Here is a 24,863-nt window from a genome sequence, read left to right as displayed (position 1 = left end):
GCGCCTGAAAAAGGTCGCGCTGGCAGGTGTTGAATCAGCCTGCCGTGAAAAATAACACCGTCTCACAAAATTCCCATAGCGGCGCCTGGATGATGGGCCGTGTTGCCCTGGCCCCTTGCGCCGCACCGCCGATTTGCTAAGCGCTGGCGATCGTGCGAGGCAGATCCCATGAACAATCCACAAGCGACCAGCGCCCCTGTCATCGAAACGAAGCGCACCATCCTGCGGGCACACCGGCTGGACGATTTCGACGCCTATGCCGCGATGTGGACCGATCCAGTGGTCACCCGTTTCATCGGGGGCAAGCCGCGCACGCGCGAAGAGAGCTGGATGCGCTTCCTGCGTCACGCCGGCCTGTGGTCGCTGCTCGGCTATGGCTTCTGGGCGATCGAGGAGAAGGCGACCGGGCGCTTCATCGGCGAGGCCGGGTTTCACGATCTGAAGCGCGACATGGAACCATCGATCGAAGGCATTCCCGAGGCCGGGTGGGCGCTGGTTCCGGCCGTGCACGGGGCGGGCTTCGCCACCGAGGTGGTTGCCCGCGTCCTGGCGTGGGGCGAAGTGATTTTCGGGCGCGAGAAGACCGTCTGCATCATCGATCCGGAAAACGGCGCTTCGCTGAGGGTGGCTGCCAAGTGCGGTTACCGGGAAGTGGTGAAGACCACCTATCATGACACTCCGACCATCCTGCTGGCGCGGTGACCTGAGCGGCGAGGCTGCCCGCTGCCGGCGCCGGCATGATGGCGCCTGTCGCCAGCAATGATGACGAGGCGGGCCCCGCCAAGAACCGCCGTGTGGTTCTGGTCAAATTGACCTGAGCGAGCCTTCCAACCGGGACGCATTCTACGGCATGGCGTCCGCTGCCAGGCTTGCCCGCTCCAGCATGGAGGCGTCCTCGCCGAAGGCGCGGGTGGCGCGGGCCGCCGCCTCGAGCAGCGGACGCTTCATGCGCTGCAGAAATGCCGCGTCGACGCGCGTGCTGGGCCCAGCCAGGGTCAAGGCGCCGAGCAGGACGCCTCCCGGGCCGAACACCGGCGCCGACACGCCCCCCGTATCGGGATCGCGGTCGCCGACGGCGAGACAGTTGCAGGTCTTGCGGATGGTCTCGTAGGGGTCGCCCTGCTGGCCCGAAAACGCTGCGAGCACGCGGCCGCCCGAGCCGAGCAGCAAAGGCAATACGTCGCCTTCGCGTATCGTGTAGCGGATCGGGTGCTTGGATTCGACGCGGTAGAGACAGGTGCGGACATCGCCCGAGCGAACATAGAAGGCAACGCTCTCCCAGCTTCGCTCGGAAAGATCGCGCATGATCGGCAGCAGGATATCGACCGCCACGACCGAACGCTGGTAGAGCGCACCGAGCCGAAAGGTCGCGGGTCCGACGCGGTAGCGCCCGTTGTCGAGGCGCTCGAGCAATCGTCCGCGCAAAAGGGAATTCGCAAGCCGCAGGATGGTGCTCTTGTAGAGGCCGGTGCGCGCCGCGATTTCGGCCAGGCTGAGCGACCGGTCATCCGTGGTGAAGGCATCGAGGATGGCAATGGCCCGATCAAGCGCGGCAACACCGTCCGCCGAGGTGCGATCTATTTCCCCATTTGCCGATTTGCTTGGCGAGTCCATGGCGGTTCCAGTTTGAAGAAAGCCGAGCACGCGACTCTGTCGCGCCGCCAAATCGTTCTGTCCAGTAGAATATCGTTTCCGTTGACAGAACTCCGTAACATCTGCTTGAAATCGATGACGGGTCTGGATGCAGGCGCGTTTTGGCGGGCACCGGAGGAGGTGTCGTGATTTGGAGGAATCCCCATGCTGAACAGACGCAGATTTTTGATGAGCACCGCAGCCGTGGGTGCCGGGCTGATGACGTCGCATCTTTCTCCCGCTTTCGCCGAAGGCGCGCCCCAGATACAGCTCTTCGTGCCTGCCGCACCCGGTGGTGGCTGGGACCAGACGGCGCGCACGATCGACCAGGTGCTGCGCAGTGAAAAGCTCATCTCGGGTTCGCAGATCACCAATGTCGGCGGCGCCGGCGGCACTGTCGGGCTGCCGCAATTCATCAGCCAGTGGAACGGCAAAGGCAATTCCCTGATGGTTGCCGGCATGGTCATGGTTGGCGCCATCATTGCCAACAAGGCCGCGAACAATCTGACGCAAGTCACCCCGATCGCCCGCCTCACCGGCGAGTTCGAGGCCTTGGTCGTGCCGGCGGAATCGCCGTTCAAGACGGCCGCTGATTTCGTCGCCGCGCTCAAGGCCGATCCGACAAAAGTTCCCGTCGCCGGCGGCTCCGCCGGCGGTTCGGATCACATCCTGTTCGGCTTGATTGCCAAGACGGTCGGCGTGCCGGCTACAAACCTGTCCTACGTGCCGTTCGCCGGCGGCGGTGAGGCATTGTCGGCGCTGCTCGGCAACCAGGTCGCGGCCGGCATCTCCGGCTTTGGCGAGTTCTCCGAGCAGGTCAAGGCGGGCGCGCTGCGGCTGCTCGCCATCTCGGCAGACAAGCGCCAGGACGGCATCGATGCGCCGACGCTGAAGGAGGCCGGCATCGATGTCGAGCTGTTCAACTGGCGCGGCGTCTTCGCACCGCCGGGCATTTCCGACGCCGACAAGGCGGCGATGGTCACAATGATCGAGACCATGGCCAAGAGCGATGCATGGGCAACCGAGTGCAAAAACCGCAACTGGACGCCCATCCTTTTGACTGGCGACGACTACGCAAAATTCCTCACCGAGGACACGGCCCGCATCACCGCGATCCTCAAGGATCTCGGCCTCGCCTGATGTCTTCAGGGGGCGGTTAGAGTGCCGCCCCCTTCCCATCTCGCCTGCCGCATGGACATATGATGCGGCGAAACTGCGGATGCGGTCGGCTGGAGGATGCCGGCCACCTTGGGAGGACACCGATGAGCACCAGCGACCCTCAGGCGGCGCCCCCGCGCCTTGCCATGCCCGAATTGTTGATCGGCGTCGGGCTTCTCGCCTGCGCCGGGGCCGTAGCCTGGCAGACCTTGGCGATCCCGGTGTCGCCGCTCTATTCCAAGGTCGGGCCGACCGTCTTTCCCTATATCACCATGACCGGCATGATCGTGCTTTCGCTGCTGCTCATCCTCGCAGCGCTGCGCGGCGGCTGGCAGCCGGAGGAAGAAAAGGAAACGCCGACCGACTGGAAGGCGATGGGCATCGTCGTTATCGGGCTGGTGGCAAACCTGGTGCTGATCCAGCCGCTCGGCTTTACCGCCGCCTCGGTCATTATGTTCGTTCTGGTCTGCTACGGCTTCGGCAGCAAGCGCACACTGCGTGACGCAGTGCTCGGCCTGATCCTGGCGCTGGCCGCCTATTTCGGCTTCGCCAGGGCGCTTGGCGTCAACATCGGTGCCGGTTTCATCGAGAACCAGCTGAACACGGTCATCGATGCGTTCATCACCGTGTTGAGGGGCTGACGCCATGGAAACGCTCGGACATCTCGCACATGGCTTCTCGGTCGCCTTCACCCCGGTCAACCTTCTGTGGTGCCTGCTTGGCACCACACTCGGCACCGCCATCGGCGTGCTGCCCGGTCTTGGGCCGGCGCTGACCATCGCGCTGCTTTTGCCGATCACCTATCAGGTGGCGCCGGAGGCATCCTTCATCCTGTTCGCCGGCATCTACTACGGCGCCATGTATGGCGGTTCGACGACGTCGATCCTGCTCAACACGCCCGGCGAAAGCGCCACCATCGTCACTGCGTTGGAAGGCAACAGGATGGCGCGTTCCGGCCGTGGCGGTGCAGCACTCGCCACGTCGGCGATCGGCTCGTTCGTCGCCGGCACGATCGGCACTATGGGCGTTGCCTTCCTGGCGCCGGTGGTGGTCAAATTCGCGCTGGCCTTCGGTCCGGCCGAATATTTCTCGCTGATGGTGCTGGCCTTCATCACCGTTTCGGCGGTGCTCGGCTCGTCGTCGGTGCGCGGCCTGACCAGCCTGTTCGCCGGCATCGTCATCGGCATGATCGGCGTCGACCTGCAGACCGGCCAGCCGCGCTTCACCTTCGGCACGAACGAACTGCTCGATGGCGTCGATGTCATCATCGCCGCCGTTGGCCTATTTGCCGTCGGCGAGACACTCTACATGGCCTCGCGCCGCTATGCCGGCAAGGACGAGATCGTGCCGCTGAAGGGCTCGCTCTACATGACGGCAGCCGAATGGGGGCGTTCGTGGAAACCCTGGCTGCGCGGCGCTGCGATCGGCTTCCCGATCGGCGCCATGCCGGCCGGCGGCGCCGAGATCCCGACATTCCTGTCCTACGCTATCGAAAAGAAGCTGTCGAAGCACAAGGAGGAGTTCGGCACGGTCGGCGCCATCGAAGGCGTTGCCGGCCCCGAGGCCGCCAACAATGCCTCGGCAGCCGGCGTGCTGGTGCCGATGCTGACGCTCGGCTTGCCAACGTCGGCGACGGCGGCGATCATGCTGTCGGCCTTCCAGAGCTACGGCATCAATCCCGGACCGCTGCTTCTCACGACCCAGGGCGATCTCGTCTGGGGGCTGATCGCCAGCCTGTTCATCGCCAACGTCATCCTGGTCATCCTCAACCTGCCGCTGATCGGCCTGTGGGTGCGGTTGCTGAAAATCCCGGCGCCGCAGCTTTATGCCGGCATCCTGGTGTTCGCGACGGTCGGCACCTATGGTATTTCGCAGTCGCCCATCGACCTCGTCATCCTCTATCTGCTGGGAGCGGCCGGTTTCCTGATGCGGCGGTTCGATTTCCCGACCGCGCCTGTCATTATCGGTATGATCCTTGGGCCGCTCGCCGAAACCCAGTTCCGCCGGGCGATGACCATCTCGAATGGCGACTGGTCGGTGTTCTACACCCACAAGCTGTCGCTGACGCTGCTGACGCTCGCCTTCATCGGCCTCGCCGGCCCGCATATTTGGGCCTTCATCGAGCATCGGCGTCGGCGCGGACCGGAGCATGTGCCCGGCGATGCCTGATCGATCCATGATGCCATGACAGAACTGCTTTCCGGTATCCGCGTCCTCGACCTGACCAATGTGCTGGCCGGTCCCTACTGCGCCTATCAGCTGGCGCTGCTCGGCGCCGACGTGATCAAGGTCGAGGCGCCGCAAGGCGGCGACCTGGCCCGCCAGCTCGGCGGCTCGCCAAAGCTGAACAGCGCCGGCATGGGCGCATCGTTCCTGGCGCAGAACGCCGGCAAACGGTCGGTGGTGCTCGACCTCAAGAAGCAAGCCGATCGCGAGCGCTTTTTCGATCTGGTGGCCAGCGCCGACGCCCTGGTGGAGAATTTCCGCCCGGGCGTGATGGATCGGCTCGGCCTTGGCTACGGGGCGCTGAAGGCGGTCCGTCCCGGCCTCGTCTATTGCGCGATATCGGGTTTCGGCCAGACCGGGCCGATGCGCGACAATCCCGCCTATGACCAGATCATCCAGGGCCTGTCGGGGATCATGAGCATCACCGGCACGCCGGAGACGGCGCCGCTGCGGGTCGGCTATCCCGTGGCCGACACGCTTGGCGGGCTGGTCGGCGCGTTCGCCATTACCTCGGCGCTGGTGCGGCAGAAGACGAGCGGCGAGGGTGCCTTTCTCGACGTCTCGATGCTCGAATGCACACTTTCCGCGCTTGGCTGGCCGGTTTCCAACTATCTGACCGCAGGCATCGACCCCAAGCCGATGGGCAATGAGAACATGACGGCGGCACCCTCCGGTGCGTTTCGCACCGGCGACGGGCTCATCAATATCGCCGCCAACAAGCAGGAACAGTTCGTGACGCTGTGCCGGCTGATCGGCCGGCCGGAACTGGCCTTGGATGCCCGCTTTGCCGAGCGCGAGACGCGCAAGCGCAACCGTGCGGCGCTTAAAGTCGAGATCGAGCACGCCCTGGCGGGCGCGCCGGCTGCGGCCTGGGAAGAGATGCTCAATCGCGCCGGCGTGCCTGCCGGCAGGGTGCTGACGATCCCGCAAGTGCTGGCCGAGCCGCAAGTCCTCGAACGCCAGGTGACCGCGAATTTCGACGATGTGGCTGGTATGGACAGGCCGCTGACCGTTCTGCGCGGCGGCTTCATGGTCGATGGCGAGGCGCCCTTGCCGACAAAGCCGCCGCCGGCGCTCGGCGAACATATGGGCGAGGTGTTCGCCGACCTGCCACCGCGCGCCAAGACAAAGGCAAGCGCATGAGCGGCACGGAGAAGAAGACAGGCCGTGAGCGCGGCGAGGAATGGTGGCAGACCGACATCATCGAGATGCGGCCTGGTGTCATCCGGCTGCGCGGCTACGAGATCCAGGATCTGATCGGCCGCGTCAGCTTCCCGGCTGTCATCTGGCTGATGCTGCGCGGCGAACTGCCCAGCGAGGATCAGGCCGCGCTGCTCGGCATTGCGCTCGGTGCCGCCGTCGACCACGGACCGCAGGCGCCATCGATCGCCATCGCGCGCATGGCTGCAACCTGCGGCGTCGGTATCAACAGCGCCATGGCCTCGGCCATCAACGTTCTCGGCGACGTGCATGGAGGCGCCGGCGAGCAGGCGCTTTCCTTCTATGGTGACATTGCCGTGGCGATCGATGCCGGGATGACGCTGAATGAGGCGGTCTCGGCGCGGCTCGACCGGTTCTTCGCCGAGGAGAAGGGCTATGTGCCGGGGCTCGGACATCGCTTCCATCCCGTCGACCCGCGCGCGCCGCGCTTGCTGGAACTGATCCGCGAATTCGCCGCACGCGGTGCCGTCAATGGACGTTTCGCCGACATCGCCGCTGCGATCGAGGCTGACGTCGAACGCCGCAAGGGGAAAAAAATACCGCTCAACATCGATGGCGCCACCGCCGTCATCTATGGCGAACTCGGTTTTCCGCCGCCGCTGACGCGAGGGCTTTTCGTGCTGTCGCGCTCGGTCGGCATCCTGGCGCATGCTTGGGAGCAGTCGCAGCAGGCCGAGCGAAACAAGGGGCCGCTGCCGCGCGAGTGGCTGTGGGCCTATACCGGCACGCCGGTGCGGCCGTTTCCCGAAAGCGATGACCCCGGCGAGTGAGGCTTTACGCCTTGTCCACCTGCATAGGCTGGGGAAGCTTCAGCGTCTTCACCAACGTTGAAAGATCCGGCTCGTCGATGAGCATGGCCGCATCGGCTGGTGCCAGCCAGGCCCGCTGGCGTCGTTTGGCTTCCTGCCAATCGGCCAGTTCCTCCGTTACCTCGAGCAGATAGACGATGACGTCGACGCGGACAAAGCGATTGGCCAGCCGCTTCCAGTAGGAATAGGTGCCTGCCGGCTCCTTCAGCGTCTTGCCGAGTACGCCGGCTTCCTCCTGCGCCTCGATGGTGGCCGCCTTGCGCCCGCTCTTGCCCTTCATCGGCCAGCCCTTGGGTACGATGAAGCGCCTGGTGGTGCGCGACGTAACCAGCATGACCTCGATGTCGCCGCGCGCGATCAGCCGAAAGGGAATAGCCGCCACCTGGCGGATTCTTTCGCCCTTTTTTGCCTTGCGTACGGCTTTCTTCTTGGTGGCTGCCATTCGTCAATCCAGTCGATGCCGCATAGCGCGACAAGGCGTCGTTGCAAAACCAAAACTTTCGCATGTGCCGCCAAAACTTTCGCATATGCCGAAAGACACTCGAAATACCTAAGTCGGCTAAATAAATGAAAAAGGCCTTGTTGTCAGCGGCAATTGCTCACGGCGGTGGTGCCGATTATCTGGGTCTGGCAGCTTGGCTTGAGCTGCTGCACGACCGGGGGCGGTTGCTGAACGATCTGGCGGTCCTGGGCGCGGTACTGCTGCTGTTGCTGCTGATATTGCTGCCGCTGTATCCTGTTTTGCAGGATTTGCAGGTCGTTCTGCCGGATCAGCGCATTGTTGCCGGTAGCGGAATTGAGCGCTTGTGCGGAAGCCGGCAGGCAAACGCCCGCCAGCACTGCCGTGGCCAGCATTGCCACTGTGAAGATCGTTGATGGCCGAAGTGCCGACATTCGCTCATTCCCGCGCAAAAAACTCTGCCCACTGATATAGGACGTTTGCGCGGCGATGCCATGGCCAGCGGGTCGAGCATCACGAAATCGGGCAGTCCAATCGCTTTGTTCTGCGATTCCAGCCGCGAACCGCAGATAGTCGTCATATGACGACTATGAAACGTCAGCGGCTTTAGTCAGTGTTCCCACGTAAATTTTCGGTTTCATCCGGCATAAGTTAATGTATTCTAATTGAGTCAGAGCTCCGCAAGTGGGAATGCGGATGCTCTGTTTTAATGCATTGAACCTTATTGCACAGTGCCGGCATCCTTATTGCAATTGCATGAGCAGAGCATAGCGGCGGCGTCGGACTCAACCAGGCATTGAGGCGCGCCCCGTTAAACGGGGGGTAGGTGCATGGCTTTGTTTCCAAAGCGTGGTGGCTTTGCCATCAAACACGCATTCGCGGTTTCGGGTTCCGATATCGACGCTGCCGATACCTACTTGGCAGAGGTATCCCAGCAAGCAGCGCTTGGCCAAGCGCTGCTTGACATCATCTCGCCTTGTGCGCTCCGTGCGGCGCAAACGTGGACTTTGTTCAAACTGGGGCCGGCGCCACGAGTGCCAGAAGCGTCGGGCTCGGCTCACCGTCACCGGTCAGTGATTGCCGGACGGTTGATAGTCCTCCTCGGCGCCACCGCGCTGGTGGGTTTTCCGCCGATACCGGCGGCGCATGCTCAGTTCGTCATAGACAAGAACGGCCCGGATGCTCCGGACAGGGGACCTGGTGGTTTTGACGCAGATGGCGATAATGGCGATCCCGGCGGATCGATTACAAATGCGACCCCTGGAGCCGTAAACAACGCTCCGCAGATAAACGTCAACGCATCTGGATTCGTCGGTACGGCGAATGGCGGCGATGGCGGTGATGGCGGCGAGGGCCTGGCTGGAACGCCCTTCGAAACCAATGGCGGTGAGGGCGGCAATGGCGCTGTTGGCGGATCCGTCGATATTCTCAACAACGCTACGATTTTGACCACAGGCACTGGCCATCACGGCTTCGTTGCTTCGGCGGTCGGCGGGGATGGCGGCAGCGGCGGCGGCGCGCTTCCCGCGATCGTGAACCTCGGCGGTGACGCCGGAAGCGGCAACACCGGCGGCAGCGCCAACGCCGTTGCGTCTGGCACCAGCGACATCACGACGACGGGCGACTTCTCCTACGGCATCTTTTCCAACGCCAGCGGCGGCAATGGCGGCCAGGGCGGGGACAACATCGTCAGTCTTGGCGTCGATGCCGGTGATGGTGGCGATGGCGCCTCGGGGGGCACCGCATCGGCAAGCAACGCCGGCAAGGTGGAAACATCGGGATTCGCCTCCTACGGCATGCTGGTACGATCGGCAGGCGGTGTGGGTGGCAATGGCGCTGATGGCGTCGGCGTGGTCAGCGGTGGCGGCAATGGCGGCGGCGCCACTTTGGGCGGAAATGCTACGGGCAGCAACTCGGGCAGCATCATCACGCATGGCGATTTCGCCAGCGGCATGGCCGTGCAATCGGTCGGCGGTGGCGGTGGCGGCGGCGGCGACGCTTTCGGCCTGTTCGGCGGCGGTGGCACCGGCGGCGCGGGCAATGATGGCGCCAATGCAACCGGTAGCAACACCGGGACCATCACCACCAACGGTCTCGGCGCTATTGGCATGCTGGTCGAATCGGTCGGCGGCGGCGGCGGTGATGGCGGCGGGGCAGCCGGCATCGTGTCGATCGGCGGCTCGGCCGGCGGCGGCGGCAAAGGCGGTACCGTCACCGCCAATGTCGGCGGGATGATAACAACCGGCGCTGACGGCAGCGGCGATGGCGCGCATGGCGTTCTGGCTCAGTCGGTCGGTGGTGGTGGCGGCAATGGCGGCTTTGCCCTGTCGGTCGCCCCGGCAATCGCTGTCGCGATCGGCGGCGGCGGCGGAACCGGCGGCAATGGCGGCGTGGTCAACGTCAACCAGGCCGCGACCGGCCCGACGGTCGACACCAACGGTCGTTCGGCCATTGGCATCCTCGCACAGTCTGTGGGAGGCGGCGGCGGCAATGGCGGGGGCGCCTTTGCGCTTGGCGGCATCGTGTCCGTTTCTGTCGGCGGCAGCGGCAGCGCGGCGGGCAACGGAGACGAGGTCACCTACAACATCGCAAACGCCAAGGTCACGACGCGCGGCACCGATTCCATCGGCATCCTCGCCCAGTCGGTGGGCGGCGGCGGCGGCAATGGCGGCTTCGCTCTCGGTGGCGCGGGTCTCGTGGCTGTCGGCGTGGGCGGTTCGGCTGGCTCAGGCGGCTTCGCCAGGAAAGTCGACGTCACCACCGGCGGCTTCGTCGAGACCATGCAGGACAGGTCGGGAGGCATTGTCGCCCAGTCGCTTGGCGGCGGTGGCGGCAATGGCGGCTTTGTCGTGGAAGGCGCCCTCTTCGGCGCTAGCGTCGGTATCGGAGGCAAAGGCAGCGGCGGCGGCGATGGCGGCGACGTGTTCTTCCGCACCGCCAATGGCGGACAGCAATCGATCACCACGCACGGCACCGACTCGATCGGCCTGGTGGTGCAATCCGTCGGTGGCGGTGGCGGCAATGGCGGCTTCGTCGGCACGTTTGGCGCGATCGCCAATCTGGGCATCGGTGGTGGCGGCGGCGCGGCAGGCGCGGGCAAGGCAGTCGATGCGACCTATAATGGTTCGGTCGAAACCTTCAAGGAAAGGTCGGCCGGTATCATCGTGCAATCGATCGGTGGCGGCGGCGGCAATGGCGGCGGCGTCATCGGTGTCGGCCTTGGCCTGACCGTCGGCATCGGCGGCAGTGGCGCCGGCGGCGGCGCCGCGGACAAGGTCGTCTACAACTCCACGACGACCACCATCACCACCCATGGAGCCGACTCGGCCGGCCTGATCGTTCAATCGATCGGCGGCGGCGGCGGCAATGGCGGCTTTTCTTTCAACGGCGCTATCGCCGCGACCATCGGCATCGGCGGCAAAGGCGGAGCGGCCGGCGAGGCCGAGACGGTCAGGGCCACAATTGGCGGCGGCTTGATCCATACGATCGGCGATCGCTCGACGGGCATTGTCGCACAATCCATTGGTGGCGGCGGTGGCACTGGCGGCGGCTCCGCAGGGCTGAACCTGGGCCTCGGCATCGGGATCGGTGGCAAGGGCGCCGGCGGTGGCGGCGGCAAGACCGTCGATGTCATCAACGGCGCCATCGTGCAGACCGAAGGCGTCCAGTCGCACGGAATCATGGCGCAGTCGGTCGGCGGCGGCGGTGGCTCCGGTGGCTTTGCGGTGACGGTTGGCGGGCCTTCCTTCTCGATTGGCGGCAACGGCAGTTCCGGCGGCGGCAGCCAGAAAGTCTATGTCGAAAATACGGGCAGGATCACCACTGACAGGGACCTTTCGATCGGCATCTTCGCGCAGTCGGTCGGTGGTTCAGGTGGTGATGGAGGCCTGGCGGGCGCCGGTGGCGCCTTTGCCGCTGTCGCTGTCGGTGGCCAGGGCGGCGCTGGCGGGGCGGGTGGCCAGGTCGAGGTCAAGAACACCGCAAACATAATCACCAAGGGCGCGCTCGCGCACGGCATCCTGGCGCAATCGGTCGGCGGCGGCGGCGGCAATGGCGGCAGCGCCGGCGCGGTCGCGGTCGGTGTCTTCGGTGCGGCTGGCGTCGCGATCGGCGGCGGCGGCGGCGACGCGAACCTGAGCGATCAGGTCACCGTCACGCACAAGGGTGACATCCATGTCGCAGGCGCGGGCGCCAAAGCCATCCTGGCGCAATCGGTCGGCGGCAGCGGCGGCAATGGCGGCAATGCCTATTCCGGAGCCTTCAGCGCGGGTTTCTACGCATCGGCAGCGGTCGGCGTTTCGGTTGGAGGCGAGGGCGGCGATGGCGGCCCTGGCGGCAAGGTTACGGTCAGGGCGGACGGCAACATCATCGCCGACACCGACGCGGTCGGTTCGGGCGGCATCGTGGCACAGTCGATTGGCGGCGGCGGCGGCAATGGCGGCCGTGCGGCCACGATGGCCGGCTCGGTCAGCAACGGCGTCAATGTCAGCCTCGGCGTTACTGTCGGCGGCTGGGGCGGCGACGGTGGCCGCAGCGACCTGGTGATCGTCGATACCGGCCTCAGCGGCGGCGGCAGCATCGTCACCAAGGGTTACCAAGCTGGCGGCATTCTTGCCCAGTCGGTTGCCGGCAGCGGCGGCAATGGCGGCGATTCCTGGGCTGCGGCTGGCGGCTATGGCGTCAATGTCAGCGTCAACGCCACGGTGAGCATCGGCGGCGGCGGCGGCGACGGCAATGTCAGCGACGATGTGCTCGTCCACAATGCCATGGCGGTGCAGACGGATGGCGACATGAGCGCGGCGATCCTTGCGCAGTCGATCGGCGGCGGCGGCGGCAATGGCGGCTCGACCAACGGTGCGACCGCCGATCTGGGCGGCGGCCAAGGCGTCAACGTTGCGGCCAATGTGACCGTCGGAGGCGGGGGCGGCACCGGCAATATCTCCGGCGCGGTCGACGTGATCAACACCGGTAATTTGACGACCAAGAGCGATTTCTCCTCGGGCATCGTCGCGCAATCGCTGGGCGGCGGCGGCGGCATGGGCGGATCGAGCAACGCCAAGGCGTTCCATCTTGGTGGCACCAGCGAGACGAGTGTCACCGTCAATGTCGGCATTGGCGGTTCGGGCGGCTCCGGCAACGATGCGGCGTTGTTCCGCCTGGATGACGGCAACAACGTCATCGGCGCAGGTGTGCATGTCGACAATTCCGGAGTAATCTGGACGCAGGGCTTCAACTCCATCGGTATCCTGGCGATGTCGGTCGGCGGCGGCGGTGGCGGCGGCGGCGCGGCTTCGACCGACGAGGAGATCGTTGGCGGAGGCAGCGAAGGCGAGACGTCCGTCGGGATCGGCGCGGCGATCGGCCTCGCCGCGGGTGGCGCCGGCAATGGCGGCACGGTCTCTGTAACCAACCGGAGCCTGATCGTGACCGACGGCGCCGATTCGTATGGTATCAGCGCCAACTCGATCGGCGGCGGTGGTGGTGTCGGCGGCTCGGCGACATCGGGCGTATTGGGTAAATATGCGATCGGTGGCGCGCTTGGCGGGGCAGGCGGCGGCGGTGGCAGCGCTTTCCAGGTCGACGTCTTCAATCTCGCCACGGCCGGCATCTGGACCCAGCAGGAGCGTTCCATCGGCATCTTCGCACAGTCGGTGGGCGGAGGCGGTGGCGCCGGTGGCGCCGGCGAAAGCACCGGTCATACCGATGAATCGGAAGTCAGTGTCAACCTGTCACTGGGCGGGTCCGGCAACGTTGGCGGTAATGGCGGCAAGGTCAATGTCGAAAACAGCGGCTGGATCCAGACCGAAAAGGCCTATTCGCACGGCATACTGGCGCAGTCGATCGGCGGCAGCGGCGGCGTCGGCGGCGCTTCGGGCACCTCGGCCAAGGACTCCAATGTGGCCATAACCTTGAGCCTCGGCGGCGCCGGCGGCACCGGCGGCAAGAGCGGCGAAACCGTTCATGTAACCAATTTCGGGTCGGGCGAGATCCTGACCAAGGGCGACAATTCGCACGGCATCTTCGCGCAATCGGTGGGCGGTGGCGGTGGCGCGGCCGGCGCCGGCTCGACCGAGACAGGCAGCGCGGAAACGTCGGTGACGCTGGCGATCGGCGGGCTGGGCGGTGGGGGCAGCAGCGGTGGCGACGTAATCGTCGACAATCATGGCAAGATCACCACGCTCGGCTATCTTTCGCACGGCATTTTCGCGCAATCGGTAGGCGGTGGCGGCGGTGCTTCGGGTGCCGCGGCCAACGCTTCGGAGGCCGACATGACGATCGGCGGCGCGATTTCTCTGCCGAGCGGCGACGGCTCCAATGGCGGCCATGTCACGGTCAACAATGACGGCATCATCGAAACCTGGAAGGATGGGGCGCTCGGCATCTTCGCCCAGTCCGTCGGCGGCGGCGGCGGTTATGGCGGCGTGGTATCGGCCGACACGGCGGGAGATGATTCGGTCGCGCTGCAGCTTGGCGGCTTTGGCGGCAATGGCGGCAATGGTGGCAAGGTCGATGTCACGGTTTCCGGCACCATCATCACCCATGGCGAGCGCGCGCACGGCGTGGTCGCGCAATCGGTCGGTGGCGGTGGCGGCTATGGCGGCGACGCCAAGGGCAAGAGCTCGAATGCGTTGGCCATTGGCGGTCTCGGCGGCAATGGCGGCGATGGCGGGGATGTTACCGTCATCCGCACCGGCACGATCACGACGACGGGCAAGGATTCCATCGCTATCATCGCGCAGTCGGTCGGTGGCGGCGGCGGCATCGGTGGTGCCGGTTTCGGCCGCTTTGGCGCTGACGACGACGGCGGCGGGCCAAACGCCATCGGCTTCAACACGCCTGGCGGCACCAACGGCACCGGCGGCAAGGTGACCATCATCCAGTCCGGCGCCATTGAGACCGATGGCGACCGTGGCCACGGCATCGTTGCCCAGGCGGTGGGCGGTGGCGGTGGCGCCGGCGGCATGGATTCGCTGGCCATGGGCCAGTCGGCGGCCGGCTCGCAAGGCGGTATCGGCGACGCCGCGGCGTCGGCCGCAAGCACGGACAGCCAAGTCTGGGTCAAGGGCGCAAGTTCGTATGCGATGTTCGGCCAGAGCGCCACTGGCGCCGGCAATGCCCATGCGGTCGATTTGACGGCAGGCGACAGCCTCTTCGCGCAAGGTGCCGATTCTGTGGCTGTCTATGGCGAGAGCACGGCCAAGGGCGCCAAGGGCAACATCACCATCAACCTGAATGGCCAGTACACGATTGGCGGTGCCGGAACCGGCGTGGCGGCGATGCTTGTCGGCGGTGCCGACAACAATCTGATCAATCACAGCCTGCTCTATGCGATGGGCGCAACGCCGAGCTTCACCATCCAGGCATCGCAATTCCAGGCATTTCAGGCCTTCCTGTTGGCTCCCGGTCCCGTCGTGCCGACGAATGCGATCCTGGAATCGCTTCTGGACGATTTCAGTCCACTGGCTATCACCGGCACATCGGGCGATGACCATGTGGAGAATTCGAAGATTGCCGACACGCTCGGACGGGTGATCGGCAACATGGATCTCGGCGGCGGCACGAACAGCTTCCACAATATCGCCGACGCCTCGATGGTCGGCCTCAAGACCATCGATCTCGGCGGCGGCAAGTTCACCAATGACGGGCTGTTTACCAACCAGGGCATCGGCGTCGTGGCCAAAGTGGATGTCACCGGCGGCTTCACCCAGATATTCTCCGGCGACTTCGTCACCGACGTCGATCTCAACAACCAGATCACGGATGCCCTTGCACTAACGGTGGCTGGTGACTTCGATGGCGAGGCGCCGTTGAACTTCCTGTCGATCGACAAATTGTTCGCCGAGTATGTGCTGGCCACCGGATCGGCGATGACCGATTCCGGCATCACGCCGACGACGCTGCATCCGGCGGTCGGCTTCAATTTCTTGACCAAGGTGGTCGGCGGAACGGATCTGGTTCTCTATGCCGACAATCCGACTTTCCTGGAGTTGGCACAGGATCCTAACTCCGGCACGACCGATCCCGGCGTCTTCCAGATGGCGCAGTATCTCGACGATGTCGAGGCTTCATCGAGCCCAGACAATCCGATGGCGCTGTTGATCAACATGCTGCGCTTCCTGCCCGATGAAATGGAGCTCGGCGCGGCCATGACGCGGCTGACGCCGCACTATGCCGTGCACACATTCGAGATGATCAACCGCTCCACGGACATCATGCTGGAGGCGGCGCGCGAATGCACCGGCGTTCCCGCCTACAAGGATCCCGACGGACGCTGTGTCTGGGCGTCGATCAGTCCGCAAGCCGAGTACAGCCGCGACGCGGGGGCCGGAACCACAAGCCGCGACGACGTGTTGAAGACGATGTCGCTTGGCGGCCTTGGCGAGGTCAGTCAGCACTGGTCGCTTGGCGCAACCATAGGCCGGACCGAATTCGATTCGAAGATTGATTTCAACGGCGAGCTTCTGTCGGCGACGACAGGCGAATCCTGGCAGGCGTACGCGCTGGCGAAATATGCCGACAAGAACTATTTCATCGACTTTGCACTCGGCGGCGGCACCGGCTCCTTCAAGGGCGAGCGCGATACGCATCTCGATCAGGTGGCCTTCATTCCGGGCGAAACGCTGATCGGCGATTATCTGCCGGAGGCATTGCTGCCTGGCATCGGCAACAGTGTCACCTACACACAGAAAACCGCCCAGTTCGGCGGTTCGGCGCGGCTCGGCATAACGCAGGAGATGGGTGCTTTCTACCTGCAGCCGACCCTGCAGTTCGACGCGCGCTGGCTGCGTGTTTCCGGCAAGGAAGCGGGCTCGGTTGCCGCCTTCAACTTCGACGGCAGCGCCAACATGTATTATTCGGCGACGCCGGCTTTCGAGATCGGTACCGACCTTGCACTCAGCGACATTGCCAGCCTTCGCGTCTATGGCAAGGCTGGCGTGGAGTTTTCCGACAAGGAGTGGGAAATCGAAGGTCGCTTCGCGGCGGCGGAGAATCTGCCTGGCAACCCCGCATTGCACTTGACGGAGGCCGTCGATTCGCCGCTCTATCGGGTCGGCGCCGGCCTTGAGCTGAATGGCGTCAATGGCGTCGGCATGTCCGTCAGGTATAATGGCGCCTTCGGCGAAACGGTTAAACAGAACGCGATCAGCGCGTCTCTCAAGGTCAGTTTCTAGCTGGCCCGAGGCGGAGCCGGGCGGGAGGGATCTTGATGAGGAAGTACGCGCATTTCGTGGCGATGCTGGGTGTTGCCTGCACCGTCGGCGTGGCGGCCGTGGCGGCACAAACCAAGAGCGACAAGGCGGTCGCGGCACCCGCTGCCGCGGATGCGCCGCAGTTGCCCGGCGGCGCGTCGGCACTGTCTGAAACCCACGGCGACTGGACGGTCAATTGCCAGATATCGGGCACGGCCAAGACCTGCAGCCTGTCGCATCAGCAATTCAACAAGCAAAGCAATCAGCGGCTGCTGGCGATCGAGCTGTCGAGCAAGACCGGCGAGGATGCCACGGGCACGCTTGCGTTGCCGTTCGGCCTGGCGCTGGCCAAGGGGGTCAGCCTGACCATCGACGATCAGAAGCTGGACGGCAGCCTGGCGTTCAACACCTGCCAGGTCGTCGGCTGTCTGGTGCCGGTGGTGTTCGATGCGACTGTCACGCCACTGCTGAAATCAGGCACCACACTGAAGATCGACGCTTTCGCGGCAGACACCGGACAAGCGGTGAGCTTTTCCATTCCGCTCAACGGCTTCGCCGGCGCGCTTGCCCGAACCGCCGAGCTTTTGACCAATTGATGTAGAGCCGCAGGACTTAAAGCGCGCCGCCTGAATGCCGTCTCGCGGCAGGGCGGTGCGTTACTGCAGCAGAACGTCTTTCAGCTCAAACGACGATCGTTTTAAGCCTTTCGGCGATCAGGGCGGCGAGCCGCGCCGCCACATCATCCTTGCTCATCTCCGGCCATTCCTCGACGCCAGCCTTTGACACGATCCGCACCCGGTTGCGATCGCCGCCCATCACGCCCGAAGAACCGACGCCGCTTCCCTGCGACACGTCGTTGGCGACGATGAGATCGGCGCCTTTTTTCTTGAGTTTGGCCTCGGCGTTGCGCAGGAGATCCTGCGTCTCGGCGGCGAAGCCGATAACCAGGCCGGGTCGCTGGCTGTGATGGCCGACGCCGGCGAGAATGTCGGGATTCTCGACCATGCGCAGCACCGGCGGCCCTTCGCCGGCGACCTTCTTGATCTTCTCACCGGCTGAATTCTCGGTTCGCCAGTCGGCCACGGCGGCGACGAACACCGCCGCGTCTGCGGGCAGGAGCTGTTCCACCGCGTCGCGCATCTCTTGCGCACGTTCAACATGGATGGTCTTCACGCCTGCCGGATCGGCGATGCCGACAGGGCCGGAGACGAGGTGCACATCGGCGCCGAGCCTGGCCAGCGCTGCCGCTATGGCATGGCCCTGCTTGCCGGACGAACGGTTGGCGATGTAGCGCACCGGGTCGATCGGCTCATGCGTCGGGCCGGAGGTGACGATGATCTTGCGCCCCGACAGCGACTTCGGGCCGACGTCGAGCAGTGCCTCGATCGCGGCGACGATCTCCAGCGGCTCGGCCATGCGGCCTTCGCCGGCTTCATTGCTTTCGGCCATCTCGCCCCTGGCCGGACCGACGAAGGTGACGCGGTCCTTCTGCAGCGTCGCGCGGTTGCGGCGGGTGGCCGGATGCGCCCACATTCTGGGGTTCATGGCCGGCGCCATCAACACCGGCTTGTCCGTGGCGATGAGCACGGTAGAGGCCAGATCGTTGGCGTGGCCGTTTGCGAGCTTGGCCATCAGGTCGGCGGTGGCGGGCGCCACCACCAGCAGATCGGCCTCGCGCGACAGCCTGATGTGGCCGACATCGTGCTCGTCATTGCGGTCGAACAACTCGGTAAAGACATGGTCGGCGGAGAGCGCGCCGGCCGACAGCGTGGTGATGAATTCCTGCGCGGCCGATGTCATGACCACCCGAACGCCGGCTCCGCGCTCGCGCAGCCGGCGGATCAAATCCAGCGCCTTGTAGGCAGCTATGCCGCCGCCGATGATGAGCAGGATGCGCTTGCCGGAGAGGCTCATGCCCAAGACCAGTTCTTATCGAGTGTCATGCCGGCTTCAGCGCCGGTTCGATATCGGTATGGATGAAATCATTGCCCTTGAAAAGCAGCGGCAGGTTTCGCGTCCTGGCGAGGGCGTAGGAAAAACAGTCGCCCATGTTGAGTTTGGCGGGATGGCCAGTGCCGCGGCCATAGAGGGCATAGGCTTCAATGCCGGCCTGTGCATGTTCGGCAGTGAGAGCGACGATCGTGACTTTCAGTCTTTTTAGAAGGCCTCTCAACTCAGCTGTGCCTGCCGCCCCATAACGTCCGACGACGACCGTGCCACATTCCATCAGGGTCGCGGCGCTCATAAACATCAGCTGATTTCCGGCGAGGCGCTGGGCTATCACCGGTGCATCAGGCTCCTGCTTGAGGATGGCCAAAATCGCGGAGGTGTCGATCACCACAGTCAGTCCTCCTCGATGAAGGACCAGAGCTCATCCGTTAGTTTTTTCTGATCGAAGTCCACTTTTCGCAATCGTCGACCGAATTCGAGGATTTCCTCTGCCGTGACGACATCGTCGTCGTGCTTGTTGACTGCCGCTACATCCTTCAACAACAGGGTTCTTGCCTCCTGCTCCATTGACACGCCATGTCTGGCGGCCTGCTCGCGCAGCCTTTGCTTCAAATCCTCGTCGAGATTGCGGATCGTCAGGGTGCCCATGGCTATTCCTGCATTCTTGCGATTGATCGATCCTTGGGCCTTTCCCCAGATGCCAAACCCGTTCGGTCGAAACCTTTTGTGGTCGGCAGCCCAACGGATGCGGCGAGCACGTCCCGCGCTTCCTGCTCCATGGAAACGCCCCGCGCGGCGCCGCGCTCGCGTAGCTGCCGCATGACATGGTCTTCCAGATTGCGGACGGTAATCCTCGCCATATGCACACTCCTACGTAGAATATAGCGATCTCGATTTCCGACTGCAATGACAGCATTGCTGTCGTTGCCTGCACTCAGATGAGCTTCCAAGCGATGTAGACCAGCGTCAGCGCAATTACCCAGAGTGCCCAGCGGCCGGAGCGGCTGTAGCGCGCCTCGGCCTTGCCGATGGCGTGGGCGGTGGTCTCGTCGAAGCGCAGGCCGTGCTCGGCCATCAGGTCGATCTCGCGCGACAGCCGGTCGGTGCGCGCCGCAAGCTCGGGAATCTGGCGGGCCAGCGTGAGCAGCGCCCTGGCGCCGTCACGCGCATCGATCATCATGCCACGCGGCCCAAGATTGCCTGATATCCAGTCGCCGACCACCGGCTCGGCCGTCTTCCACATGTTGAAGGCCGGGTCGAGCGTGCGCGCCACGCCCTCGACCACCACCATGGTCTTCTGCAACAGGATCAATTCGGGCCGCGTCGCCATGTCGAAGAGTTCGGTGACCTCGAACAGCAGCGTCAGAAGCTTGGCCATCGAGATGGTCTCGGCCGGCTGGCCATGGATCGGCTCGCCGATCGCCCGGATCGCCTGCGCGAAGGCTGCGACATTGTGCTGGCGCGGCACATAGCCGGCCTCGAAATGGACCTCGGCGACACGCAGATAGTCGCGCGTGATGAAGCCGTAGAGAATTTCGGCGAGGAAGCGGCGCTCCTTCTTGCCGAGCCTGCCGGCAATGCCGAGATCGACGGCAACGATGGTGCCGTTTGCCTCGACGAACAAATTGCCCGGATGCATGTCGGCATGGAAGAAGCCGTCGCGCAGGGTGTGGCGCAGGAACGACTGGATGAGGTTGGCTGCGATCGCCTTCAAATCGTGGCCGGCGGCTTCCAGGCCGGCAATGTCGTTCATCTTGACGCCGTCGACCCACTCCATGGTCAAGACGTCGCGGCCGGTGCGCTCCCAGTCGACGGACGGCACGCGAAAGCCGGGGTCGTCCCTGGTGCTTTCGCCGAGCTCCGAGAGAGCCGCCGCCTCGAGGCGAAGATCCATCTCGATCTTGGTGGTCTGTGCCAGCGTCTGGGTGACCTCGACCGGCCGCAGCCGGCGTGACGAGGGGATGTATTTCTCCTGCAGGCGAGCGGCGAGGAAATAGCTTTCGAGATCCTGGAAAAAACGGCGGCGCACGCCTGGCCGGATCACCTTGACCGCCACCTTGGTGGCAATGCCGTCATGGAGAGCGTCGGCGGCATGGACCTGGGCGATGGAGGCGGCGGCGACCGGGTCGCCGAATTGCGTATAGAGGGCGCCGATCTTGCGCCCGAGCGAAGCCTCGACCGCCGCGATGGCCTCGGCCCGGGGGAAGGTGTGCATCTTGTCCTGCAACGTGGCGAGATCGAGCGCCATGTCGTTGCCGACGACGTCGGGCCGCGTCGCCAGGAACTGGCCGAGCTTTACATAAGATGGACCGAGCCGGACGACCGCCTTGGCCAGCCGGTCGCTGCGCTCATAGGCCAGCGCGCGGCGGCGGGTGAGCAGCCGCGCCATCCGCCATCCGAACTTCGGCAGGCCGGACAGTTCCTCACCCGGCAGAGCGGCGACGACACCCTCGCGGACCAGCACCCAGCCGGCCCTTACGAGCCGGAATCCTGCACTGACATTGCTCATGGCAGCGCCGATCCTGCCGGCTCTTTGAACCGGCATAGCACGCGTCGGTTGTGAGAAATGCGGCCCGGCCTCAAAGCTTCCAGCCCGAATGAAGTGCTGCAATACCGCCGGAATAGTTGCGGAAGGAAACGCGGTCGAAGCCGGCGCGGGAAATCATCGTCGCGAAATTCTGCTGATTGGGAAACCTGGCGATCGATTCGACCAGATAGGAATAGGGTTCGCCGTCGCCAGTGACCATCTTGCCGATCTTTGGAATGGCGTTGAACGACCAGGCTTCGTAGGCCTTGTCGAGAAGCGGCATCTCGACCTCGGAAAACTCCAGGCACAGGAAGCGCCCGCCGGGCTTCAGCACGCGAAACGCTTCGCCCAAGGCCACCTCGATGCGCGGTACGTTGCGGATACCGAAAGCGATGGTGTAGGCATCGAATGTGGCATCAGGGAAGGGCAGTTCCTCGGCGTTGGCCTCGACGAAATCGGTGTTGCCGGACAGGCCCTTCTTTTCGGCCCGGTCGCGGCCGACAGCCAGCATCGAGCCATTGATGTCGAGCACGGTGGCATGGGCATTGCCGTGGCTGGCATCGACGATGCGGAAGGCGATGTCGCCGGTGCCGCCGGCAACGTCCAGCACGCGCCAGCCGATCCTTTTGGGAGGATTGAGCCAGGTGACCATGGCGTCCTTCCACAGCCGGTGCAGGCCGGCCGACATCAGATCGTTCATCAGGTCGTAGCGGTTGGCGACCTTGTGGAAAACATCGTTGACCAGGGACTGCTTGTCGGCAGCCCCTACACGCTTGAAACCATAGGAGGTTTCCATGCCGCCCGCAGCCGTGGTTCTCTCAACTGACATTTTTTTGATCCGTCATAAAACCGGCGGGACCATAGCCGATCGATGGTGCGGGCGCTATTGTTTAAGGCGCGGTGTTCAGCCGCGCTTCCAGGTGGCGGGTTTTCGAGACCTGGACGGACCGACGGGATGGTTGAATGCCTTTGAAAGCGGAACTGCACTGCCACATCGAAGGGGCAGCGGCGCCCGAACTCGTCATCCGCCAGGCGCAGAAATACGGCAAGGACACCTCGCCCTATATCCAGAACGGTTCCTTCGTCTGGCACGATTTCACCTCCTTCCTGGCGGCTTATGATTTTTCCGCCGATCTGTTCCGGACCGAGGAGGACTATGCGCGGCTGGCCGACCACTATCTGACCAGTCTCGCTCGCGATGGCGCCATCTATTCCGAGGTGTTCACCTCGCCGGACCACGCGAAAAAGGCCGGCCTGTCGCCCAAGGCCTATACCGATGCGCTCGGCGAAGGCATGGCCCGCGCCAAGGCCAAGACCGGCATCGAGGGCCGCATGATCGTCACCGGCGTGCGCCATGTCGGCGTCGAGTCGATCGAGCAGGCGGCGCGCTTCGCGGCGCGCTGCGGGCATCCGCTGGTCACCGGTTTCGGCGTCGCCGGCGATGAGCGCATCGGCGATATGGAGGACTATGTCAGGGCTTTCGAGATCGCCCGCGAGGCCGGGCTCGGCATCACCATCCATGCCGGCGAATTGACGGGCTGGGAGACCGTCCAGGCGGCGCTCGATCATATCCGTCCGTCCCGCATCGGCCATGGCGTGCGCGCCATCGAGAACCCGGACCTGGTCCGGCGCATCGCCGACGAGGGCGTCGTGCTGGAATGCTGCCCCGGTTCCAACATCGCGCTCAAGGTGTTCGACAGTTTCGCCGGTCATCCGTTTCCTGCCCTGCAGGCGGCCGGCTGCAAGGTGACGCTCAATTCCGACGATCCGCCCTATTTCTGGACCTCGCTGAAGCGGGAATACGAGATTGCCGCCGAGCATTTCTCGATGAACGAAAAGGCGCTGGCCGCCGTTACCCGCACCGCCATCGAGGCCGCTTTCGTCGACAGAAAGACAAAGACGGCACTTCTTGCCCGGTTGAGCAGCGCGGCACGCTGATTTCCGCCGACAAAGCTGTGGTCGGTGCGGGCCAAGCGGTTCCTTGGCCGGCGCATTGCCGCTAGGGTTCGCCCATGCAGTTTGAAGCGCGGCGCGTCCGAAAGGGCCATGTGCGCATTTTCGGGCGCAGGCATCAGGAGAACACCATGAAGGGCGTCACCGTCGTCGACCACCCGCTTGTCCAGCACAAGCTGACCATCATGCGCAAGAAGGAAACCTCGACGGCCGGCTTTCGCCGGCTGCTGCGCGAAATCTCGCTGCTGCTCGGCTACGAGGTCACCCGCAACCTCGAACTGACGACGACGACCATCGAGACGCCGATGGAAACCATGGAAGCGCCGACGCTTGAGGGCAAGAAGCTGGTCTTCGCCTCGGTGCTGCGCGCCGGCAACGGCTTGCTGGAAGGCCTGCTCGACCTGGTTCCGGCGGCCCGCGTCGCCCATGTCGGTCTCTACCGCGATCACGAAACGCTGGAAGCGGTCGAATATTTCTTCAAGGCGCCGAGCGACCTCGCCGACCGGCTGGTGATCGTCGTCGATCCGATGCTGGCGACCGCCAATTCGGCGATCGCGGCGATCGACAAGCTGAAAGAGCGTGGTGCCACCAACATCCGTTTCCTTTGCCTGCTGGCGGCGCCCGAAGGCATCGAGCGCTTCATCAAGGCGCATCCGGACGTTCCCGTCTTCACCGCTTCGATCGACCGCCAGCTCAACGAGAAGGGCTACATCATGCCCGGCCTTGGCGACGCCGGCGACCGCATGTACGGGACCAAGTAATATCAGGCGAAGTCGCCTGGTCCGATTTACCAAATGTTTACGCAAAGGCGCGGTTTTGGCGCGCGTTAAAGCGGCAAACACCATCCGGGTCTAACGATCGGCTGTCACTACGGCGCCGCGCGTCCATTTCGGACGCGCAAAGGGCGCTGTAGCACTTTGATTTTGCGCATGAGCCTTTCCGAAAATCGATCCCGATTTTCGGGGTCATGCGGCGAGGCCGATCCATGCTGCGCAAACTTCTCATCCTTGCCGTTTTCGCCGGTTCATCGGCATCGATACCGATTGTGTATCAGTCCAATCCGCAACTCGTCGAAAACCTGCTGAGGTCGGCGGTGCCGGGCAAACAAGCGGTCGAAGCCCAACCAGACGTCAATCTGGCATCGATGCCCAACAAGCCCGCGGCACCGCTGCCGATGGGCCGCAAGGTGGTCGTCGCGGCTGACGAGCGCGGACATTTCTCATCGGCTTTCAAGTTCAACGGACGTCAGATCGACGGCATGATCGACACCGGCGCGACATTGGTCGCCATCAACATTTCGACGGCGCGCAGGATCGGCTTGTCGCTGAACGCTTCGGACTTCAGCCACGAGGTCAACACCGCCAACGGCACCATCAAGGCGGCCGTGGCCATGATCGACCGCCTGCAGATCGGCAACATCACGGTCAATGACGTCCAGACCATCGTGCTCGACGACAGGGCGCTGCGCACCAATCTGATCGGCATGAGCTTCCTCAACCGGCTCGACAAATACCAGGTCGAGAACGGCACGCTGCTGCTTGTCCAGTAAGGCCGTTCGTTCTCCGTAATTTCCAAGGGAAAGCGTTATGCGCTTTTCCCGGGAAGCCGTTTCACACTTTTCCTGGAATTGCTTTAGAGCGATTCCTATTTTGAGAGAATCGTAGGATTCCCAAAGCCGGATGTTTGTGATTCAAGATGCTGGCTGGATTGGAGGCCAGCATCTGATGACGCGAGCG

The 24,863-nt window shown here is 64.2% G+C and carries 21 protein-coding genes; 11 read left to right on the top strand and 10 right to left on the bottom strand.

Annotation, left to right across the window (positions count from 1 at the left end; all coding sequences use genetic code 11):
* Positions 1 to 168: 168 nt before the first annotated feature.
* Positions 169 to 702: a GNAT family N-acetyltransferase gene (locus NKK51_RS25160; RefSeq protein WP_352440876.1), complete on the top strand. Its 534-nt coding sequence runs from the start codon at positions 169 to 171 to the stop codon at positions 700 to 702.
* Positions 703 to 843: 141 nt separating this feature from the next.
* On the opposite strand, the gene NKK51_RS25155 is transcribed toward NKK51_RS25160, so the two are convergent.
* Positions 844 to 1,614 (bottom strand): IclR family transcriptional regulator, encoded by a 771-nt coding sequence (locus NKK51_RS25155; protein WP_352554948.1) that lies wholly within the window; start codon positions 1,612 to 1,614, stop codon positions 844 to 846.
* Between the two features lie 183 nt (positions 1,615 to 1,797).
* Here NKK51_RS25155 and NKK51_RS25150 point away from each other — a divergent pair, with 183 nt between their 5' ends.
* The 5 genes from NKK51_RS25150 (at position 1,798) to NKK51_RS25130 (ending at position 7,007) form a co-directional block, all read left to right on the top strand.
* Positions 1,798 to 2,772 carry a Bug family tripartite tricarboxylate transporter substrate binding protein gene (locus NKK51_RS25150; RefSeq protein ID WP_128303197.1) on the top strand — a complete coding sequence of 325 codons (975 nt, stop codon included), beginning with the start codon at positions 1,798 to 1,800 and terminating at the stop codon, positions 2,770 to 2,772.
* A gap of 122 nt (positions 2,773 to 2,894) precedes the next feature.
* Positions 2,895 to 3,431 (top strand): tripartite tricarboxylate transporter TctB family protein, encoded by a 537-nt coding sequence (locus NKK51_RS25145; RefSeq protein ID WP_127290747.1) that lies wholly within the window; start codon positions 2,895 to 2,897, stop codon positions 3,429 to 3,431.
* Between the two features lie 4 nt (positions 3,432 to 3,435).
* Positions 3,436 to 4,959 (top strand): tripartite tricarboxylate transporter permease, encoded by a 1,524-nt coding sequence (locus tag NKK51_RS25140; protein ID WP_352554947.1) that lies wholly within the window; start codon positions 3,436 to 3,438, stop codon positions 4,957 to 4,959.
* A gap of 15 nt (positions 4,960 to 4,974) precedes the next feature.
* Complete coding sequence (locus NKK51_RS25135) at positions 4,975 to 6,159, top strand: CaiB/BaiF CoA transferase family protein (protein ID WP_352554946.1); 1,185 nt, start codon at positions 4,975 to 4,977, stop codon at positions 6,157 to 6,159.
* The gene (locus NKK51_RS25130) at positions 6,156 to 7,007 is read left to right on the top strand and encodes a citryl-CoA lyase (RefSeq protein ID WP_352554945.1); all 852 of its coding nucleotides are present in this window, start codon (positions 6,156 to 6,158) and stop codon (positions 7,005 to 7,007) included. The genes NKK51_RS25135 and NKK51_RS25130 overlap by 4 nt, the downstream gene beginning before the upstream one ends.
* Before the next feature lie 4 nt (positions 7,008 to 7,011).
* Here NKK51_RS25130 and NKK51_RS25125 read toward each other — a convergent pair whose 3' ends face one another.
* The 3 genes from NKK51_RS25125 to NKK51_RS25115 all read right to left on the bottom strand — a co-directional run bounded on the left by NKK51_RS25125 (position 7,012) and on the right by NKK51_RS25115 (position 8,972).
* Positions 7,012 to 7,488, bottom strand: coding sequence for an NUDIX hydrolase (locus tag NKK51_RS25125; protein WP_352554944.1), 477 nt, complete (start codon positions 7,486 to 7,488; stop codon positions 7,012 to 7,014).
* Positions 7,489 to 7,631: 143 nt separating this feature from the next.
* Complete coding sequence (locus tag NKK51_RS25120; protein ID WP_127270866.1) at positions 7,632 to 7,940, bottom strand: hypothetical protein; 309 nt, start codon at positions 7,938 to 7,940, stop codon at positions 7,632 to 7,634.
* Between the two features lie 636 nt (positions 7,941 to 8,576).
* Entirely contained in the window at positions 8,577 to 8,972 is a 396-nt protein-coding gene (locus tag NKK51_RS25115) for a hypothetical protein (RefSeq protein WP_352554943.1), read from the bottom strand.
* On the opposite strand from NKK51_RS25115, the gene NKK51_RS25110 reads away from it, so the two are divergent.
* Together NKK51_RS25110 and NKK51_RS25105 are read left to right on the top strand one after the other, a co-directional pair.
* Complete coding sequence (locus NKK51_RS25110; RefSeq protein ID WP_352554942.1) at positions 8,952 to 16,679, top strand: autotransporter outer membrane beta-barrel domain-containing protein; 7,728 nt, start codon at positions 8,952 to 8,954, stop codon at positions 16,677 to 16,679. The two genes, NKK51_RS25115 and NKK51_RS25110, sit on opposite strands and share 21 nt — an antisense overlap.
* 35 nt (positions 16,680 to 16,714) lie before the next feature.
* The gene (locus NKK51_RS25105; RefSeq protein ID WP_023812564.1) at positions 16,715 to 17,293 is read left to right on the top strand and encodes an invasion associated locus B family protein; all 579 of its coding nucleotides are present in this window, start codon (positions 16,715 to 16,717) and stop codon (positions 17,291 to 17,293) included.
* Positions 17,294 to 17,378: 85 nt separating this feature from the next.
* On the opposite strand, the gene coaBC is transcribed toward NKK51_RS25105, so the two are convergent.
* From coaBC to ubiE, 6 genes are all read right to left on the bottom strand, one after another.
* A complete protein-coding gene (gene coaBC, locus NKK51_RS25100) occupies positions 17,379 to 18,611 on the bottom strand; it encodes a bifunctional phosphopantothenoylcysteine decarboxylase/phosphopantothenate--cysteine ligase CoaBC (RefSeq protein WP_352554979.1) in 1,233 nt (410 codons plus the stop codon).
* A gap of 25 nt (positions 18,612 to 18,636) precedes the next feature.
* Positions 18,637 to 19,038 (bottom strand): type II toxin-antitoxin system VapC family toxin, encoded by a 402-nt coding sequence (locus tag NKK51_RS25095; RefSeq protein ID WP_352554941.1) that lies wholly within the window; start codon positions 19,036 to 19,038, stop codon positions 18,637 to 18,639.
* 2 nt (positions 19,039 to 19,040) lie between these two features.
* Complete coding sequence (locus NKK51_RS25090; protein WP_127270486.1) at positions 19,041 to 19,295, bottom strand: FitA-like ribbon-helix-helix domain-containing protein; 255 nt, start codon at positions 19,293 to 19,295, stop codon at positions 19,041 to 19,043.
* A gap of 2 nt (positions 19,296 to 19,297) precedes the next feature.
* Positions 19,298 to 19,507 carry a FitA-like ribbon-helix-helix domain-containing protein gene (locus tag NKK51_RS32435; protein ID WP_502902495.1) on the bottom strand — a complete coding sequence of 70 codons (210 nt, stop codon included), beginning with the start codon at positions 19,505 to 19,507 and terminating at the stop codon, positions 19,298 to 19,300.
* Between the two features lie 74 nt (positions 19,508 to 19,581).
* Positions 19,582 to 21,156, bottom strand: a complete 1,575-nt coding sequence (ubiB, locus tag NKK51_RS25085) for a 2-polyprenylphenol 6-hydroxylase (RefSeq protein WP_352554940.1) — start codon at positions 21,154 to 21,156, stop codon at positions 19,582 to 19,584.
* 70 nt (positions 21,157 to 21,226) lie between these two features.
* Positions 21,227 to 22,003 (bottom strand): bifunctional demethylmenaquinone methyltransferase/2-methoxy-6-polyprenyl-1,4-benzoquinol methylase UbiE, encoded by a 777-nt coding sequence (gene ubiE / locus NKK51_RS25080; RefSeq protein WP_023812569.1) that lies wholly within the window; start codon positions 22,001 to 22,003, stop codon positions 21,227 to 21,229.
* A gap of 134 nt (positions 22,004 to 22,137) precedes the next feature.
* Here ubiE and NKK51_RS25075 point away from each other — a divergent pair, with 134 nt between their 5' ends.
* The 3 genes from NKK51_RS25075 (at position 22,138) to NKK51_RS25065 (ending at position 24,676) form a co-directional block, all read left to right on the top strand.
* Positions 22,138 to 23,112, top strand: coding sequence for an adenosine deaminase (locus NKK51_RS25075; protein ID WP_023812570.1), 975 nt, complete (start codon positions 22,138 to 22,140; stop codon positions 23,110 to 23,112).
* Between the two features lie 146 nt (positions 23,113 to 23,258).
* Positions 23,259 to 23,888, top strand: coding sequence for a uracil phosphoribosyltransferase (gene upp / locus NKK51_RS25070; protein WP_023812571.1), 630 nt, complete (start codon positions 23,259 to 23,261; stop codon positions 23,886 to 23,888).
* A 224-nt stretch (positions 23,889 to 24,112) separates the two neighbouring features.
* Entirely contained in the window at positions 24,113 to 24,676 is a 564-nt protein-coding gene (locus tag NKK51_RS25065) for a TIGR02281 family clan AA aspartic protease (protein WP_023812572.1), read from the top strand.
* Positions 24,677 to 24,863 lie beyond the last annotated feature (187 nt).

Origin of the sequence: Mesorhizobium sp. M0011 (assembly GCF_040324155.1) — a bacterium.
Classification (GTDB): Bacteria; Pseudomonadota; Alphaproteobacteria; order Rhizobiales; family Rhizobiaceae; genus Mesorhizobium.
Note: the sequence above shows the minus strand (reverse complement) of the source record. Positions and strands in the feature narration are given on the sequence as shown.